Annotated in this window: 19 protein-coding genes; 13 read left to right on the forward strand and 6 right to left on the reverse strand. The window is 39.6% G+C overall.

Annotation, left to right across the window (positions count from 1 at the left end; translation table 11 throughout):
- Positions 1–128: 128 nt before the first annotated feature.
- Positions 129–908 (reverse strand): hypothetical protein, encoded by a 780-nt coding sequence (locus tag H7O61_RS02315; RefSeq protein ID WP_187875028.1) that lies wholly within the window; start codon positions 906–908, stop codon positions 129–131.
- Between the two features lie 124 nt (positions 909–1,032).
- On the opposite strand from H7O61_RS02315, the gene H7O61_RS02320 reads away from it, so the two are divergent.
- The 13 genes from H7O61_RS02320 (at position 1,033) to H7O61_RS02380 (ending at position 11,146) form a co-directional block, all read left to right on the forward strand.
- Positions 1,033–1,521 carry a peptidylprolyl isomerase gene (locus tag H7O61_RS02320; protein WP_001878990.1) on the forward strand — a complete coding sequence of 163 codons (489 nt, stop codon included), beginning with the start codon at positions 1,033–1,035 and terminating at the stop codon, positions 1,519–1,521.
- Between the two features lie 17 nt (positions 1,522–1,538).
- The gene (locus tag H7O61_RS02325) at positions 1,539–1,769 is read left to right on the forward strand and encodes a carbon storage regulator (RefSeq protein ID WP_000906455.1); all 231 of its coding nucleotides are present in this window, start codon (positions 1,539–1,541) and stop codon (positions 1,767–1,769) included.
- The gene (locus tag H7O61_RS02330; RefSeq protein ID WP_187875029.1) at positions 1,766–2,572 is read left to right on the forward strand and encodes a 4-(cytidine 5'-diphospho)-2-C-methyl-D-erythritol kinase; all 807 of its coding nucleotides are present in this window, start codon (positions 1,766–1,768) and stop codon (positions 2,570–2,572) included. Before H7O61_RS02325 ends, H7O61_RS02330 begins: the two co-directional genes overlap by 4 nt.
- Positions 2,569–3,027 (forward strand): SsrA-binding protein, encoded by a 459-nt coding sequence (gene smpB, locus H7O61_RS02335; RefSeq protein WP_187875030.1) that lies wholly within the window; start codon positions 2,569–2,571, stop codon positions 3,025–3,027. Before H7O61_RS02330 ends, smpB begins: the two co-directional genes overlap by 4 nt.
- Positions 3,028–3,032: 5 nt before the next feature.
- The gene (exbB, locus tag H7O61_RS02340; RefSeq protein WP_000661842.1) at positions 3,033–3,485 is read left to right on the forward strand and encodes a TonB-system energizer ExbB; all 453 of its coding nucleotides are present in this window, start codon (positions 3,033–3,035) and stop codon (positions 3,483–3,485) included.
- A gap of 10 nt (positions 3,486–3,495) precedes the next feature.
- Positions 3,496–3,897, forward strand: a complete 402-nt coding sequence (locus H7O61_RS02345) for an ExbD/TolR family protein (protein WP_000755082.1) — start codon at positions 3,496–3,498, stop codon at positions 3,895–3,897.
- Between the two features lie 71 nt (positions 3,898–3,968).
- On the forward strand, positions 3,969–4,103 hold the full coding sequence (gene rpmH / locus H7O61_RS02350) for a 50S ribosomal protein L34 (protein ID WP_001847286.1): 135 nt from the start codon (positions 3,969–3,971) through the stop codon (positions 4,101–4,103).
- Entirely contained in the window at positions 4,063–4,548 is a 486-nt protein-coding gene (gene rnpA / locus H7O61_RS02355) for a ribonuclease P protein component (protein ID WP_165510649.1), read from the forward strand. The genes rpmH and rnpA overlap by 41 nt, the downstream gene beginning before the upstream one ends.
- Entirely contained in the window at positions 4,535–4,891 is a 357-nt protein-coding gene (yidD, locus tag H7O61_RS02360) for a membrane protein insertion efficiency factor YidD (RefSeq protein ID WP_187875031.1), read from the forward strand. Before rnpA ends, yidD begins: the two co-directional genes overlap by 14 nt.
- 5 nt (positions 4,892–4,896) lie before the next feature.
- Positions 4,897–6,540, forward strand: a complete 1,644-nt coding sequence (gene yidC / locus H7O61_RS02365; RefSeq protein ID WP_187875032.1) for a membrane protein insertase YidC — start codon at positions 4,897–4,899, stop codon at positions 6,538–6,540.
- 13 nt (positions 6,541–6,553) lie between these two features.
- Complete coding sequence (locus tag H7O61_RS02370) at positions 6,554–7,372, forward strand: Jag N-terminal domain-containing protein (protein WP_187875033.1); 819 nt, start codon at positions 6,554–6,556, stop codon at positions 7,370–7,372.
- On the forward strand, positions 7,365–8,717 hold the full coding sequence (gene mnmE / locus H7O61_RS02375; RefSeq protein WP_165508665.1) for a tRNA uridine-5-carboxymethylaminomethyl(34) synthesis GTPase MnmE: 1,353 nt from the start codon (positions 7,365–7,367) through the stop codon (positions 8,715–8,717). Before H7O61_RS02370 ends, mnmE begins: the two co-directional genes overlap by 8 nt.
- Before the next feature lie 200 nt (positions 8,718–8,917).
- Positions 8,918–11,146: an outer membrane beta-barrel protein gene (locus H7O61_RS02380; protein ID WP_187875034.1), complete on the forward strand. Its 2,229-nt coding sequence runs from the start codon at positions 8,918–8,920 to the stop codon at positions 11,144–11,146.
- Positions 11,147–11,162: 16 nt separating this feature from the next.
- Here H7O61_RS02380 and H7O61_RS02385 read toward each other — a convergent pair whose 3' ends face one another.
- From H7O61_RS02385 to lpoB, 5 genes are all read right to left on the reverse strand, one after another.
- Entirely contained in the window at positions 11,163–11,327 is a 165-nt protein-coding gene (locus tag H7O61_RS02385) for a hypothetical protein (protein WP_187875035.1), read from the reverse strand.
- A 421-nt stretch (positions 11,328–11,748) separates the two neighbouring features.
- Positions 11,749–12,660, reverse strand: a complete 912-nt coding sequence (locus tag H7O61_RS02390) for an LPP20 family lipoprotein (RefSeq protein ID WP_187875036.1) — start codon at positions 12,658–12,660, stop codon at positions 11,749–11,751.
- Positions 12,661–12,669: 9 nt separating this feature from the next.
- Positions 12,670–13,011: a hypothetical protein gene (locus tag H7O61_RS02395; protein WP_187875037.1), complete on the reverse strand. Its 342-nt coding sequence runs from the start codon at positions 13,009–13,011 to the stop codon at positions 12,670–12,672.
- Between the two features lie 7 nt (positions 13,012–13,018).
- Positions 13,019–13,546 (reverse strand): LPP20 family lipoprotein, encoded by a 528-nt coding sequence (locus tag H7O61_RS02400; RefSeq protein ID WP_000795968.1) that lies wholly within the window; start codon positions 13,544–13,546, stop codon positions 13,019–13,021.
- Between the two features lie 23 nt (positions 13,547–13,569).
- Positions 13,570–14,202, reverse strand: a complete 633-nt coding sequence (gene lpoB, locus H7O61_RS02405) for a penicillin-binding protein activator LpoB (RefSeq protein WP_000243404.1) — start codon at positions 14,200–14,202, stop codon at positions 13,570–13,572.
- Between the last annotated feature and the right edge of the window lie 200 nt (positions 14,203–14,402).

Below are 14,402 nucleotides of genomic sequence, written 5' to 3' on the forward strand. Positions count from 1 at the left end.
TTGCTTAGTTTTCAAAGATCGTTTGCTTTATCAGCTATCCTTGTAAGGTATCAAGCGGCTTTTTAAAAGCCCTTGCTGAAACAAGGAAATGAAAGTATAGTCATATAAAGCTTAAGGTTTGCTTAAATCTAGGGAATGTTTGGGAAAATATTTTGATTTTTTAGAGCGCTTAAAAATTGCACGATCTTTTCTTTAGGGATAATCACTAAACTTTCGTGGTTTTCTAAAGTGCTGCTAGCCATTCCCATAAACTCCCCCACTTCGCTAAAATAAGGTCTCCCTCCCCACAACACGCTCCCCTTTTTAAAAGAACTATCAAGCGAAAGAAACTTTTTAGATTTCAAAAGTTCAGCCACAGAAATGTCCGTTGTCTGTATAGAAAAAGAATTCCCCTCATTTAACGCTGGGTAGTAGAGATCAGAGTTGGGTGTTTTTTGATTGGTATAAGGATTTGAACGAAAAGTTTGAGCGTATTTGGCATAAATCCTCGCATGATAGTAGCTCTCTTCTCTTTTATGGCAATAATCGTCTCTAAAATCGGCGGTTTTTAAGAGCGAAAGCCCTTGATCCCTATCTATCGCCTCAAGGTGCAAGCTGGCTATGCAAATCAGCTCTTTAGCGCTGCTGTCTTGCATTTTGGCTAAAATCATTTTAGGATACAAGCCATTAGAATAGAGCGTTTCAGAAGAAGCGATATAACGCCCGTTTTCTAGCAAAGTCGCATAGCCTTCTTTATAAGTCCCATCGCTAAAATACACTTTCAATAACGCAACAGAATAAACCCATGCAGGGAGCGTTGGATCAAGAGACGGATCGTCTCTGACGATTTGAATGCTATTAGCGTTCATCATGCATGAAAATAAAACGATACAACAACCAACCGCTAATCTTTTATGCCAACGCACCATTACCCAACTTACCGCTTAAATTTTAAAAGTATCCTACGACACTATCGGCTAAAATACCATTTGTTTTAATTTGTTGCTATAATAGAGCATTTGAATGACAAAAGCTTAATCGCAAAGGTTTATGATGAAACCAATTAAAATTTATGATATTAAAGAAGAAGAGCTTGCAAAAACCGCTTACGCTACGATCAAAACCAATAAAGGCAATATCACCCTAGAGCTTTTTTACAAAGACGCGCCCCAAGCGGTCAGTAACTTTGTAACTTTGGCTAAAGAGGGTTTTTATAACGGGCTTAACTTCCATCGTGTGATTGCCGGCTTTGTGGCTCAAGGAGGTTGCCCTTATGGCACAGGCACAGGCGGGCCAGAGCATCGTATTAAATGCGAAGTGGCCCACAACCCCAACAAGCACCAAAGAGGCTCTATCTCTATGGCGCATGCCGGGAGAGATACAGGAGGGAGTCAGTTTTTCTTGTGTTTTGTGGATTTGCCCCATTTAGATGGCGAACACACCGTATTTGGCAAAATCACTAGTGCAGAAGGCCTTAGCGTTTTGGATAAGATCAAGCAGGGCGATATTATAGAAAGCGTTGTGTTTAGCCCTTCTCTATAAGGAACAAGAGATCAGACATGCTCATACTCAGCCGCAAAGTTAATGAAGGGATTGTTATTGATGATAACATCCACATTAAAGTCATTTCCATAGATAGAGGGAGCGTGCGTTTGGGGTTTGAAGCGCCTGAAAGCACCCTTATTTTGCGCACTGAACTCAAAGAGGCCATTGTGAGCGAAAACCAAAAAGCTTCTGCGTCCGTAGATGAAAGCCTGTTAGAAAACATCAAAAAGGTTATTAAGCCTTGACGCATGTTTTTGAGGTTTATCCTAAAGTCAATGTTTTTTTAAAAATCCTTCACAAAGAAGGGGCTTACCATAAGCTCATTTCTCGCATGTGCTTAGTCAAAAATAAGCTCAAAGACATTATCAGCGTTAAAAACGCCTTATCTTTCTCATTAAAAGGGGATTTTGACTGCCCTTTAGAAGAAAACTCGCTCTTTAAAGCCCTCCAAGTTTTAAAAAAATTTTTAGCGCAAAAAAATTCCTCTCACTCTATCATCAAATCCCTAGACACCCTAGCGATTGAAGTGGAAAAAAACATCCCCACTCAAGCCGGGTTAGGCGGTGGGAGTGCTGATGCTGGGGGGCTGTTGTATCATTTGAATCAAATGTTTGATTGTCGTTTGAGTTTAAAAGAGCTTTATACTATGGGGTCTTTAGTGGGTGCGGACACCAACTTTTTCATCTCGCAATACAAAAGCGCTAACGCCACTTCTTATGGCGAAGTCATTGAAAATTTTGAAGAAGAGCCTTTAGAAGATCGCCTAGAAATCTATGTGCCAAATCATGTTTCTTGCAGCACCAAAGCCGTTTATCAAGCTTATAGGCCTGAAACTTGTTTTTCTCAAGCTAAAGAGTGGCTTAAAAAGCCGAGTTTGGAATGCCTAAAAACTTGCGACAGAAGCGAACTAAATGATCTTTTAAAGCCGGCTTTACGCACTAACCCTGCCCTCAAAGATATAGAAAGCCAACTCAGTAAGGAGTGGTTTTTTAGCGGGAGCGGGAGCGCGTTTTTTAGGCTCAAGCCTGTGCAAAAAGAGGGCGAATGAAACTCATTGCCAGCAATAAAAAAGCCTATTTTGATTATGAAATTTTGGAAACTTTAGAAGCAGGATTAGCGCTTTTAGGCTCTGAAGTGAAGGCTTTGAGGCAAACTAGGGTGAATTTAAAAGATAATTTTGTTAAAATAATCAAAGGAGAAGCTTTTTTATTTGGTGTTCATATATCATATTTAGATACAATCCATGCGTATTACAAGCCCAATGAAAGGCGAGAGCGTAAGTTGCTTTTACACAAAAAGCAATTATTGAAATGGCAGATTGAGACGTCTAAAGAACGCTTGAGTATTGTAGGATTGAAATTGTATTTTAACCAAAAAAATAGAGCTAAAATCCAAATTGCTTTAGTGAAAGGAAAAAGATTGCACGACAAAAGACAAAGTCTTAAAGAAAAAGCGCTCAATAAAGAAATTCTTGCTGATTTAAAACACCACTTTAAAGGATAATAATAATGAAAGAAATGGTAGATTATGGGATTATAGGGTTTTTGATCTTTTTATCAGTCATCGTTATAGCGATCGCAATAGAAAGATTGTGGTTTTTTGCCACTCTTCGTGTAGATGACTACACAGACAGGCGTAAACTGGAATTAGCCTTACACAAACGACTGACTTTAGTGGCCACGATTGGCTCAAACGCCCCTTATATCGGTCTTTTAGGAACGGTTATGGGGATCATGCTCACTTTTATGGATTTAGGCTCCGCTTCTGGCATTGACACTAAAGCGATCATGACTAATTTAGCCCTTGCTTTAAAAGCGACTGGCATGGGGCTATTGGTAGCGATCCCTGCGATTGTGATTTATAACTTGTTAGTGAGAAAAAGCGAGATTTTAGTTACCAAATGGGATATTTTCCACCACCCGGTTGACACGCAATCCCATGAGGTTTATAGCAAAGCCTAAGGATTGAGCGGTGAAAAAAGTAGAATCCATGAATGTGGTGCCTTTCATTGACATCATGCTTGTGTTGTTAGTGATCGTGCTTACAACGGCGTCTTTTGTGCAAACTTCAAAGCTTCCTATTAGCATTCCTCAAGTGGATAAGGATAGCACTGATTCTAAAGACGTGTTGGACAAGAAACAAGTTACGATCGCTATTTCTAATAAGGGTTCTTTTTATTTTGACGATAAAGAAATCAGCTTTGAAAATTTAAAACACAAGGTTTCCACTTTGGCTAAAGACACCCCTATTGTCTTGCAAGGCGATAAGAAAAGCAATTTGGATAACTTTATCAAAGTGGTGGATTTATTGCAAACGAACAATCTGAAGCAGCTTTACATTCTTGTTGAAGATAAAAAGAATCAAAAAAATTAGTTTTAGTCAATTTTTAGCATTCTTTAGCTAAAATCTGTGCTTATGTTTAATTTTTATCAAGGGAGTTTTAAATGAAACGCACTTACCAACCACACAACACACCAAGAAAGCGAACCCATGGCTTTCTTGTGAGAATGAAAACCAAAAACGGGCGCAAGGTGATTAATGCCAGACGAGCTAAGGGCAGAAAAAAGCTTTCCGTCTAAACCCTATGACTCTTTAAAAAACAAGAGCGAGTTTGATAGGGTTTATAGAAAAGGTTTTAAAAAACACAACCCTTTTTTTTCGCTCTTTGTTTTGGATTTGTCAAAAGATCCGCCAAAAGGAAAAGAGGGTTTTAAAGATCCGCTCTTTTGTAGGCTTAAAGACAAAAAAACGCTTTATTTATTAGGCTTGAGCGTGTCCAAAAAAGTCGGCAACGCCGTGAAACGAAACCTTATCAAACGCCGTTTGCGTTCGCTTACATCAAAGCATGCCGCTCTTTGTCAAGGGCTTGCTTTGGTGTTTGTGCCTAGAAGCGATTGTTACCATTTGGATTTTTGGGCTTTAGAAAAACATTTTTTAGAAATGCTAACTTCCATTAAAAACTATATGAACAAAGCCTTAAAAGACTTGAAAAAAGGAATAATTCATACCTATGCGAAACAATAAAACGCCTTTTTTGAGCGCGATTTTTACGGCATCAATTAGGGGTTACCAACGCTTTTTTTCGGCTTTCACCTTTTCAAGCTGTCGGTTTTACCCCACTTGCTCCAACTACGCTCTGTGGTTGCTTTATTTTGAAAGCCCTTTGAGCGCTATGGGTAAAATCGCTATAAGGATACTCTCATGCAACCCTTTTTGCTCTGGGGGCATTGCTTACCCTACTACTCGCTTGAAACGCCCAAGCTTGATCCAATCTCATAAAGATTCTAATCGCAATTTTAAAACCATCACTTTTTGGCTCGTTCCTACTACAAAAAGCCGCACAACTTACTACATCATTAAGGTTTAATCACAATGGATAGAAACAACAATAATAATCTCCGCTTGATTTTAGCGATCGCTCTGTCTTTCTTGTTTATCGCTCTTTATAGCTATTTTTTCCAAAAACCAAACAAAACAACAACCCAAACCACAAAGCAAGAAACAACCAACAACCACACAACAACAAGTCCTAACGCACCCAACGCCCAACATTTTGGCACCACTCAAACAACCCCACAAGAGAATTTGTTAAGCACGATTTCTTTTGAGCATGCCAGGATTGAAATTGACTTTTTAGGGCGCATCAAACAGGTTTATCTCAAGGATAAAAAGTATCTAACCCCCAAACAAAAGGGCTTTTTAGAGCATGTGGGCCATCTTTTTAGCTCCAAAGAAAACGCGCAACCCCCCCTAAAAGAGCTCCCCCTTTTAGCAGCCGATAAACTCAAGCCTTTAGAAGTGCGTTTTTTAGACCCCACGCTCAATAACAAAGCGTTCAACACCCCTTATAGCGCTTCAAAAACCACTCTTGGGCCTAATGAACAGCTCGTTTTAACCCAAGATTTAGGCGCTCTTACTATCATTAAAACCCTGACTTTCTATGATGATTTGCATTATGATTTAAAAATCGCATTCAAATCGCCCAATAACCTTATCCCTAGCTATGTGATCACCAATGGTTACAGGCCGGTGGCTGATTTAGACAGCTACACCTTTTCAGGCGTGCTTTTAGAAAATAACGACAAAAAAATTGAAAAAATTGAAGATAAAGACGCTAAAGAGATCAAACGCTTTTCTAACACCCTCTTTTTATCCAGCGTGGATAGGTATTTCACCACCTTGCTTTTCACTAAAGATCCTCAAGGTTTTGAAGCCTTAATCGATTCAGAAATCGGGACTAAAAACCCCTTAGGCTTCATTTCCCTTAAAAACGAAGCGAATTTGCATGGCTATATTGGCCCTAAAGATTACCGCTCTTTGAAAGCGATTTCACCCATGCTCACTGATGTGATAGAGTATGGCTTGATCACTTTCTTCGCTAAAGGCGTGTTTGTTTTACTGGATTATTTGTATCAATTCGTGGGTAATTGGGGTTGGGCTATCATTTTTTTAACGATTATCGTGCGCATCATCCTTTACCCCTTAAGCTATAAAGGCATGGTGAGCATGCAAAAGCTCAAAGAATTAGCCCCCAAAATGAAAGAACTCCAAGAAAAATACAAGGGCGAACCCCAAAAGTTGCAAGCCCACATGATGCAGCTTTACAAAAAACATGGGGCTAACCCGCTAGGGGGTTGTCTGCCCTTGATCTTACAAATCCCGGTATTTTTTGCGATTTATAGAGTGCTTTATAACGCCGTGGAATTGAAAAGTTCAGAGTGGGTTTTATGGATCCATGATTTATCCATCATGGATCCGTATTTTATTTTACCGCTTCTTATGGGAGTGTCTATGTATTGGCACCAGAGCGTTACGCCAAACACCATGACCGATCCCATGCAAGCAAAGATTTTTAAACTCTTGCCCCTATTATTCACGATCTTTTTAATCACTTTCCCTGCAGGGTTAGTTTTGTATTGGACCACAAACAACATCCTTTCGGTGTTACAGCAACTCATCATTAATAAAGTCTTAGAAAACAAAAAACGCGCGCATGCTCAAAACATAAAGGAATAATAAAGGAAAATTGATGCAAAATCCTATTGAAATCAAAGCCAAAACCTTAGAAGAAGCCCTCATTCAAGCTTCTATCGCCTTGAATTGCCCCATCATTAATTTGCAATATGAAGTCGTTCAAACGCCCTCTAAAGGTTTTTTAAATATAGGTAAAAAAGAAGCCATTATTTTAGCGAGCGTTAAAGAAAGCGTTAAAGAGGTTAAAGAAGAAAGCGTTAAAGAGGTTAAAGAAGAAAGCGTTAAAGAAATTGACACGAAAGGAATCCATCAAAGCGCAGAAGAAAAAAAACAAAACTTAGAAACAGAAACACCGCAAGAAGAAAGAATCACCCCTAAACCCCCTAAAAAAACCCTTAAAGAAGAATCTCATGGCGGAGACAAGCTCCATGAGATTAAGCAAGAATTGAAAGACTTATTCTCCCACTTGCCTTATAAAATCAACAAAGTGGAAGTGAGTCTTTACGAACCGGGAGTTTTATTGATTGATATTGATGGCGAAGATTCCGCCCTTTTGATTGGCGAAAAAGGCTATCGTTACAAAGCCCTTTCTTACTTGCTCTTTAACTGGATCCACCCTGCTTATGGCTATAGTATCCGCTTAGAAATTTCCACTTTTTTACAAAACCAAGAAAAGGTCATGGAAGCACAACTCCGAAGCACGATCATGACCGTGCATGAAGTGGGTAAGGGGCAGATGAAAGCCCCTGATGGCGTTTTAACCTATATCGCTTTAAAGAAACTACGAAAAGCGTTCCCTAATAAGTATGTTTCTATCAAAACCAATTTAAACGATGAAAAATACATCGTCATCAACGACTTTAACAATGAATGACACCATCGCCGCTATCGCTACCCCTTTAGGCAAGGGAGCGATTAGCATCATTAAAATCAGCGGCCATAACGCCCTAAACATCCTCAAACAACTCACCCAAAAACAAGACTTCACCCCCAGATACGCTTACGTGTGCGACATTTTTTCTAATGGCGTTTTATTGGACAAAGCGTTAGTCATTTATTTCAAAGCCCCCTATAGTTTCACCGGTGAAGATGTGTGCGAAATCCAATGTCATGGAAGCCCCCTTTTAGCGCAAAATATCCTTCAAGCTTGCTTGAATTTAGGGGCTAGGCTCGCTAAAGCGGGGGAATTTAGCAAAAAAGCCTTTTTAAACCATAAAATGGATTTGAGCGAGATTGAAGCGAGCGTTCAGCTCATCCTTTGTGAAGATGAAAGCGTTTTAAACGCTCTAGCCAGGCAGCTTAAGGGCGAGTTAAAAATCTTTATTGAAGAGGCGAGAAATAATCTTTTAAAGCTTTTGGCGAGCTCAGAAGTTTTGATTGATTATAGCGAAGAAGACATCCCTAGCGATTTTTTAAAGGAAGTGTCTTTTAATTTAGAAAAACAAATCGCCTCTTTTAAGGATTTATTAGACTTTTCTAACGCGCAAAAACAAAGGAATAAAGGGCATGCTTTAAGCATTGTTGGCAAACCCAATGCCGGCAAAAGCTCCCTATTAAACGCCATGCTTTTAGAAGAAAGGGCTTTGGTGAGCGATATTAAAGGCACGACAAGAGACACCATAGAAGAAGTCATTGAACTAAAAGGGCATAAGGTGCGCCTGATTGACACCGCTGGCATTAGAGAGAGCGCGGATGAAATAGAGCGCTTAGGGATTGAAAAAAGCCTTAAAAGTTTAGAAAATTGCGACATTATTTTAGGCGTGTTTGATCTTTCTAAACCCCTAGAAAAAGAAGATTTTAACCTTATGGACACCCTTAATCGCGCCAAAAAGCCTTGCATTGTCGTTTTGAATAAAAACGATTTAGCCCCCAAACTAGAGCTTGAAATTTTAAAATCTTATCTTAAAATCCCTTATTCTATCCTAGAAACCAACACCCTAAATTCTAAGGCTTGCTTGAAAGATTTGAGCCAAAAAATCAGTGCCTTTTTCCCCAAACTAGACACCCAAAACAAGCTCTTGCTCACTTCCCTAGCCCAAACAACCGCCCTAGAAAACGCCATTACTGAATTGCAAAACGCTAAAAGCCATTTAGACACTTTGGAGCTTTTTTCTTATCATATTTTAAGCGCGATAGAAAACTTGAACTTGCTCACCCGCCCTTATGAAACCAGCCAGATGCTTGATAGCATGTTCAGCGAATTTTGCTTAGGCAAATGAAATCGCTTAAAGCATGGATTAAAACCCCTTTAGCGCTACTTTTTAAGACTTTTTTACCCATTAGCACCGTTTAGTATCCGTATTTGCAAAAACCATACTGCCATTTTTCAAAAAGGGGTAAAATAGGCTAGTTTAAAATATATACATGCTATCAACTACTTTTGAGTAAAAATGTTAAAAAAGACCATTAAGGAGATTCCATGCTAAAACTCGCCAGTAAAACGATTTGTTTGTCCCTAATCAGCTCATTCACCGCTGTAGAAGCCTTTCAAAAACACCAAAAAGACGGCTTTTTTATAGAAGCCGGGTTTGAAACCGGGCTATTACAAGGCACACAAACTCAAGAACAAACCATCGCCACCACTCAAGAAAAACCCAAACCCAAACCAAAACCCATTACCCCTCAAAGCACCTATGGGAAATACTACATCTCCCAAAGCACCATTTTAAAGAATGCGACTGAGTTGTTTGCAGAGGATAATATCACCAACTTAACCTTTTACTCTCAAAACCCTGTGTATGTAACCGCTTATAACCAAGAAAGCGCTGAGGAAGCAGGCTATGGTAATAACAGCTTGATTATGATACAAAACTTCTTGCCTTATAACTTGAACAACATTGAGCTGAGTTACACGGACGATCAAGGCAATGTAGTCAGTTTGGGCGTGATAGAGACTATCCCTAAACAATCTCAAATCATTCTGCCCGCAAGCTTGTTTAACGACCCGCAACTTAACGCCGATGGCTTCCAACAACTCCAAACCGCCACCACACGATTTTCTGATGCCAGCACGCAGAATCTGTTTAACAAGCTCAGTAAGGTTACAACCAATCTTCAAATGACTTATATCAATTACAACCAATTTTCTAGCGGTAACGGCACTGGTTCTAAACCCCCATGCCCCCCATACGAAAACCAAGAAAATTGCGTGGCTAAAGTGCCGCCTTTCACCTCTCAAGACGCTAAAAATTTGACCAATTTAATGCTGAACATGATGGCGGTGTTTGATTCTAAATCTTGGGAAGACGCCGTCTTAAACGCTCCTTTCCAATTTAGCGACAACAACCTTTCAGCGCCATGTTATTCTGATTATTCTACATGCGTGAACCCTTACAACGATGGGCTTGTTGATCCTAAATTGATCGCTAAAAATAAAGGAGATGAATACAATATAGAAAACGGGCAAACAGGCTCAGTGATATTGACGCCGCAAGATGTTATCTATAGCTATAGAGTCGCTAATAATATTTATGTGAATCTCTTGCCCACAAGAGGAGGGGATTTAGGGTTAGGGTCTCAATATGGTGGCCCGAATGGCCCAGGCGATGATGGCACCAATTTTGGCGCTTTAGGGATATTGTCTCCTTTCTTAGACCCTGAAATACTATTTGGCAAAGAATTGAATAAAGTCGCCATCATGCAATTAAGAGACATCATCCATGAATACGGGCATACTTTAGGCTATACGCATAACGGGAACATGACTTATCAAAGAGTGCGCATGTGCGAAGAAAACAATGGGCCAGAAGAGCGCTGTCAGGGCGGGAGGATAGAGCAAGTGGATGGGAAAGAAGTGCAAGTGTTTGACAACGGGCATGAAGTGCGAGACACCGATGGCTCTACCTATGACGTGTGTTCTCGTTTTAAAGATAAGCCCTATACAGCGGGCAGCTATCCTAATTCCATTTATACCGATTGCTCTCAAGTCCCCGCCGGGCTTATAGGCGTTACCAGCGCTGTTTGGCAACAACTCATTGATCAAAACGCCCTACCGGTGGATTTTACTAATTTGAGCAGCCAAACCAACTATTTGAACGCCAGCTTGAACACGCAAGACTTTGCGACCACCATGCTTAGCGCGATCAGCCAAAGCCTTTCATCTTCTAAATCTAGCGTTACAACCTATCGCACTTCAAAAACCTCACGGCCCTTTGGAGCCCCCCTATTAGGCGTTAATCTTAAAATGGGCTATCAAAAATACTTTAATGATTATCTAGGGTTATCTTCTTATGGCATCATCAAATACAACTACGCTCAAGCCAACAACGAAAAAATCCAGCAATTAAGCTATGGCGTGGGAATGGATGTGTTATTTGATTTTATCACCAATTACACTAACGAAAAGAACCCTAAAAACAATTTAACCAAGAAAGTTTTCACTTCATCTCTTGGGGTGTTTGGGGGGTTAAGGGGCTTATACAACAGCTATTATTTGTTGAACCAATACAAAGGGAGCGGTAATTTAAATGTAACCGGCGGATTGAATTACCGCTACAAGCATTCTAAATATTCTGTAGGCATTAGCGTTCCTTTAGTCCAGTTGAAATCTAGGGTCGTTTCTAGCGATGGTGCAACCACCAATTCTATCACCCTCAATGAAGGGGGCAGCCATTTTAAAGTGTTTTTTAATTATGGGTGGATTTTCTAGGAGTTAAAAATTGGCTTTAGCTCCCTATTGACTCTAAAACGCTCTTTTTAGCGTCTGTTATATTGCTAGGCGGTTTTAGTTCTGTTTTGTGCGCTGTTTTAAGCGTGGGCGTTAGTGTTCGCTCTTTTTGTTCTTGTATCGCTTGCGTGATTTCTTTAAGCTCGTTGAAGCTTTTTTGCATCTCGTTTGTTTGTTTTCTGTTTTCTTTTTCCTTTCGTATTGAAACGCCCTTTTTTAGGAAGTTACAAAAATTAAAATTGCGTTAGCTTTTAAAAATGTTCGTTAGATTTGGGACAAATAAGTGAGCTAGGGGGTTTGAGGATTTGAACGCCCAAAATCATTCGGTTTTTTCAAATAAGCTCGCTTGCGTAAGCTCCTAAAAAAAGATTTTAGTTTTTGCGGGTTTTAGTTTTTAGTGGGTTTAGTTTTAGATGAGTGTGTGGGATAAAGAGCATTGAATAATGTGTTTTAGTTTATTTGGCGAGAACAAAAGCCATGAACTTTTAGGGGATTATTTTAATAGGTGCAAAAACGCCACACCAAACAAAACAATAACGCTACAAAACTGAATGAATAAGCGCAAAGCAAGATTAATACCCTGCTTATAGCCCCGTATTGCCTTGCCCTTCTTTATTGGCATAATCTTTCAATTCTTTATAAAGCAAAGATTGCAAGCGCGTGATAGCAAAATTCTTATTCTTTTCATCCACTTCAAGGCTTCTATTCAATACAGGCGTGCCTTGACAATCGCTCGCGCTAACAACCACTCTAATGCGCGTGATGCCATTAGCGCTGTCTGTGAAAACTTCATTTTTGATTTGATAGAGTTTTTCTTCATCGCTAGGGGTTAGCACTCTGGCATAAGCGCTTATGAGAGCGTTTTTAATCTCTGCATCGCTGTTGTTATCAAAAGTGATTTGCACTTTAGGTTTGAAAGCGTTTTGGTAATAGATTTTTTCATAATTTTCTAACGAACCCACCGGGACAGAATACGCTTTTAAAATCCTTCCTATAGGCATCGCTTTAGCCAATAAATCCCCCATGCTCTTGGATTGCTGTAAAAAAACCCCTTTGCAAACCTTAGGCATTAAGGTGGAAAACTGCCCATAAAGAGCGTTATACTTATCCCTTAAACCCTGCAAAAACAAGTTTTGATTAATCCTTACTCTGGTGTAGTAGATCCCTTTTTGCGCTTCTTGATTGACAATTTCTACATTATTCAATTCCAAGTCATCGGTTTTCAAGTTGATCGTTTGCGAATCGCTGGATTTTAACTTATTATCCACACGACTTTTTTGAATGTGGATTTGTGAATTAACCACCACGCTAATAGACGCCACTAAATCCGCTAACGCTTTTTGTTTAGAAGCCTCTTTAGAAGTGGCTGAACCACTCCCATAAAGATAGCCTTTTTGGGTGTTTGTTTTGTTGTAGGCCTTGCTATACCACTTAGGCTCTGCGCTTAAATTGGCACCCACAAAAGCCACAAGGCATGCAAGAATAATCTTTTTCATTATCAATCCTCACTCATTCATTAAAGCGACATGCTTCTTAGTAATCCTTAAAAGCACATAAACTTTATCCGTATCAATAAAAGTGGCCTTTAGCTCACTAGCCTTAATCTCTATTTTATCCCCCTTGAAAGCTTCCATCACTTTCTCTAAGGCGTTTTGTCTGGCTGAGGACAAGCTATAATCCATATCTGAAAGCAATATATCGCTCATCCCACACACTAAAATTTTTTCATCTTTGGTTTGGGTCTTTTCAATCTGCATCTCTTTTGAGCAATCTTTTGCCCACTTAGGCAAGGATTTCCCCCACACAAACCCCAACACCAAAACAAGCACAATAGCAAGGCGTTTCATTAAAACCCTACTTTTTAACCATGCCTAACTCTTCGCGCACTTTATCCACAATTTGCTTATCCAAGCCCACTAAAACAAAAACCCTATCTTTACCGACATAGCGGGCAAGCATTTTAGAAGCGATCAATTCCTTATCCACTAATTGAGAAATTTTTTCAGTATCAGTGCCGCTTATGGACCTTTTACCAGAAGCATCTACCGTTCTAGTTTTTTCATTTTCCAAATCTTTTTGTAAAGTGGATTTTAGATTCGCCGCTAAATTAGCCCTAGCTTTCGCTGTAGCCTGATTCGTAGAGTAATCCACATCGTTATTGGTAATCAAATCTTCAGCCCTTCCTAAAAAGACCCCTGAATATTTTTCATACTTCGCCACTTTTTCCAAATCCCCTACAACCCAATCAGGAGCGCCTTTAGTCGCTTCTTTGTAAGCCTTATTGCTTTTACTGATACCTGATTTTGGGGCATGGCTACAACCTACGATCACCATCGCTGCTATCACACTCATCCCTAAAATTTTTTTAACTTGATTTTTCATCGCTCATCCTTTCAAATATAAATTTAAAACATACGCTTATTGCTGGCATTTTTCACAATAGGCTTAACATCGCTCCATACCTCTTCACCCGTTTTCCTATTGGTAAGGCTTAGGGTGAAGTCGTAGTCTAAGCGCTGCCTAGAACTACTAATAGAGGCTGCGATACTGGATACTTTACCACTTAAAGATAAATCGGCGGCTTTTAAAGTGCCTTTTTCTACAGTGGTGTCTTGATTATACTCTTCGCTCTCTCGTTCTTTTTCGCGCTGTTTCACCATTCTGCTGTCTGCTTCAATACCACTCCCTCCACTCGCCCTTGTGATATTGAACCTCCCATTAGATCGCAATCGCAACTGCCGTGCGATTTCAGTCGTGAGAAGATTCATGTCCAAATTGGGCTGAGTGGTGTCGTTAATCACATCTGAAACTTCAATCAAATGCTTGCCCTTGAGTTGCTCAAAATTAGGGTCGCTAAACATGGAATCTAACATCGCGTTAGCGGTTAGCAATAAATCCGTGCTATTGATACTTGCAGTCGTATTTTTAGTGGCATCATTCACATTTTGATAAGTTGCCATTTCGCTTGAGCAACCCACCCACAATAAAGTACTCAAAATCACCGAGCTTATAATTTTTAATTTTGTTTTCAATACCATAATGATAGAAACTCCCTATTCAAAATTTAAAACAGATACTTCCGTTCCTAATTTTAAACTTCTAATCTAAACACACAGTGTTTTTGCGGATTTTAGCATTTTATGTGTCTTTTTTTTCACATTTTACAAGTTTTAGCCCTACAAATTTCACACTGTAAGCATTAATACCACAAATCCGCTCATTTTTAGCTTAATTAAAG

The organism is Helicobacter pylori (assembly GCF_014496965.1).
Lineage (GTDB): Bacteria > Campylobacterota > Campylobacteria > Campylobacterales > Helicobacteraceae > Helicobacter > Helicobacter pylori_CZ.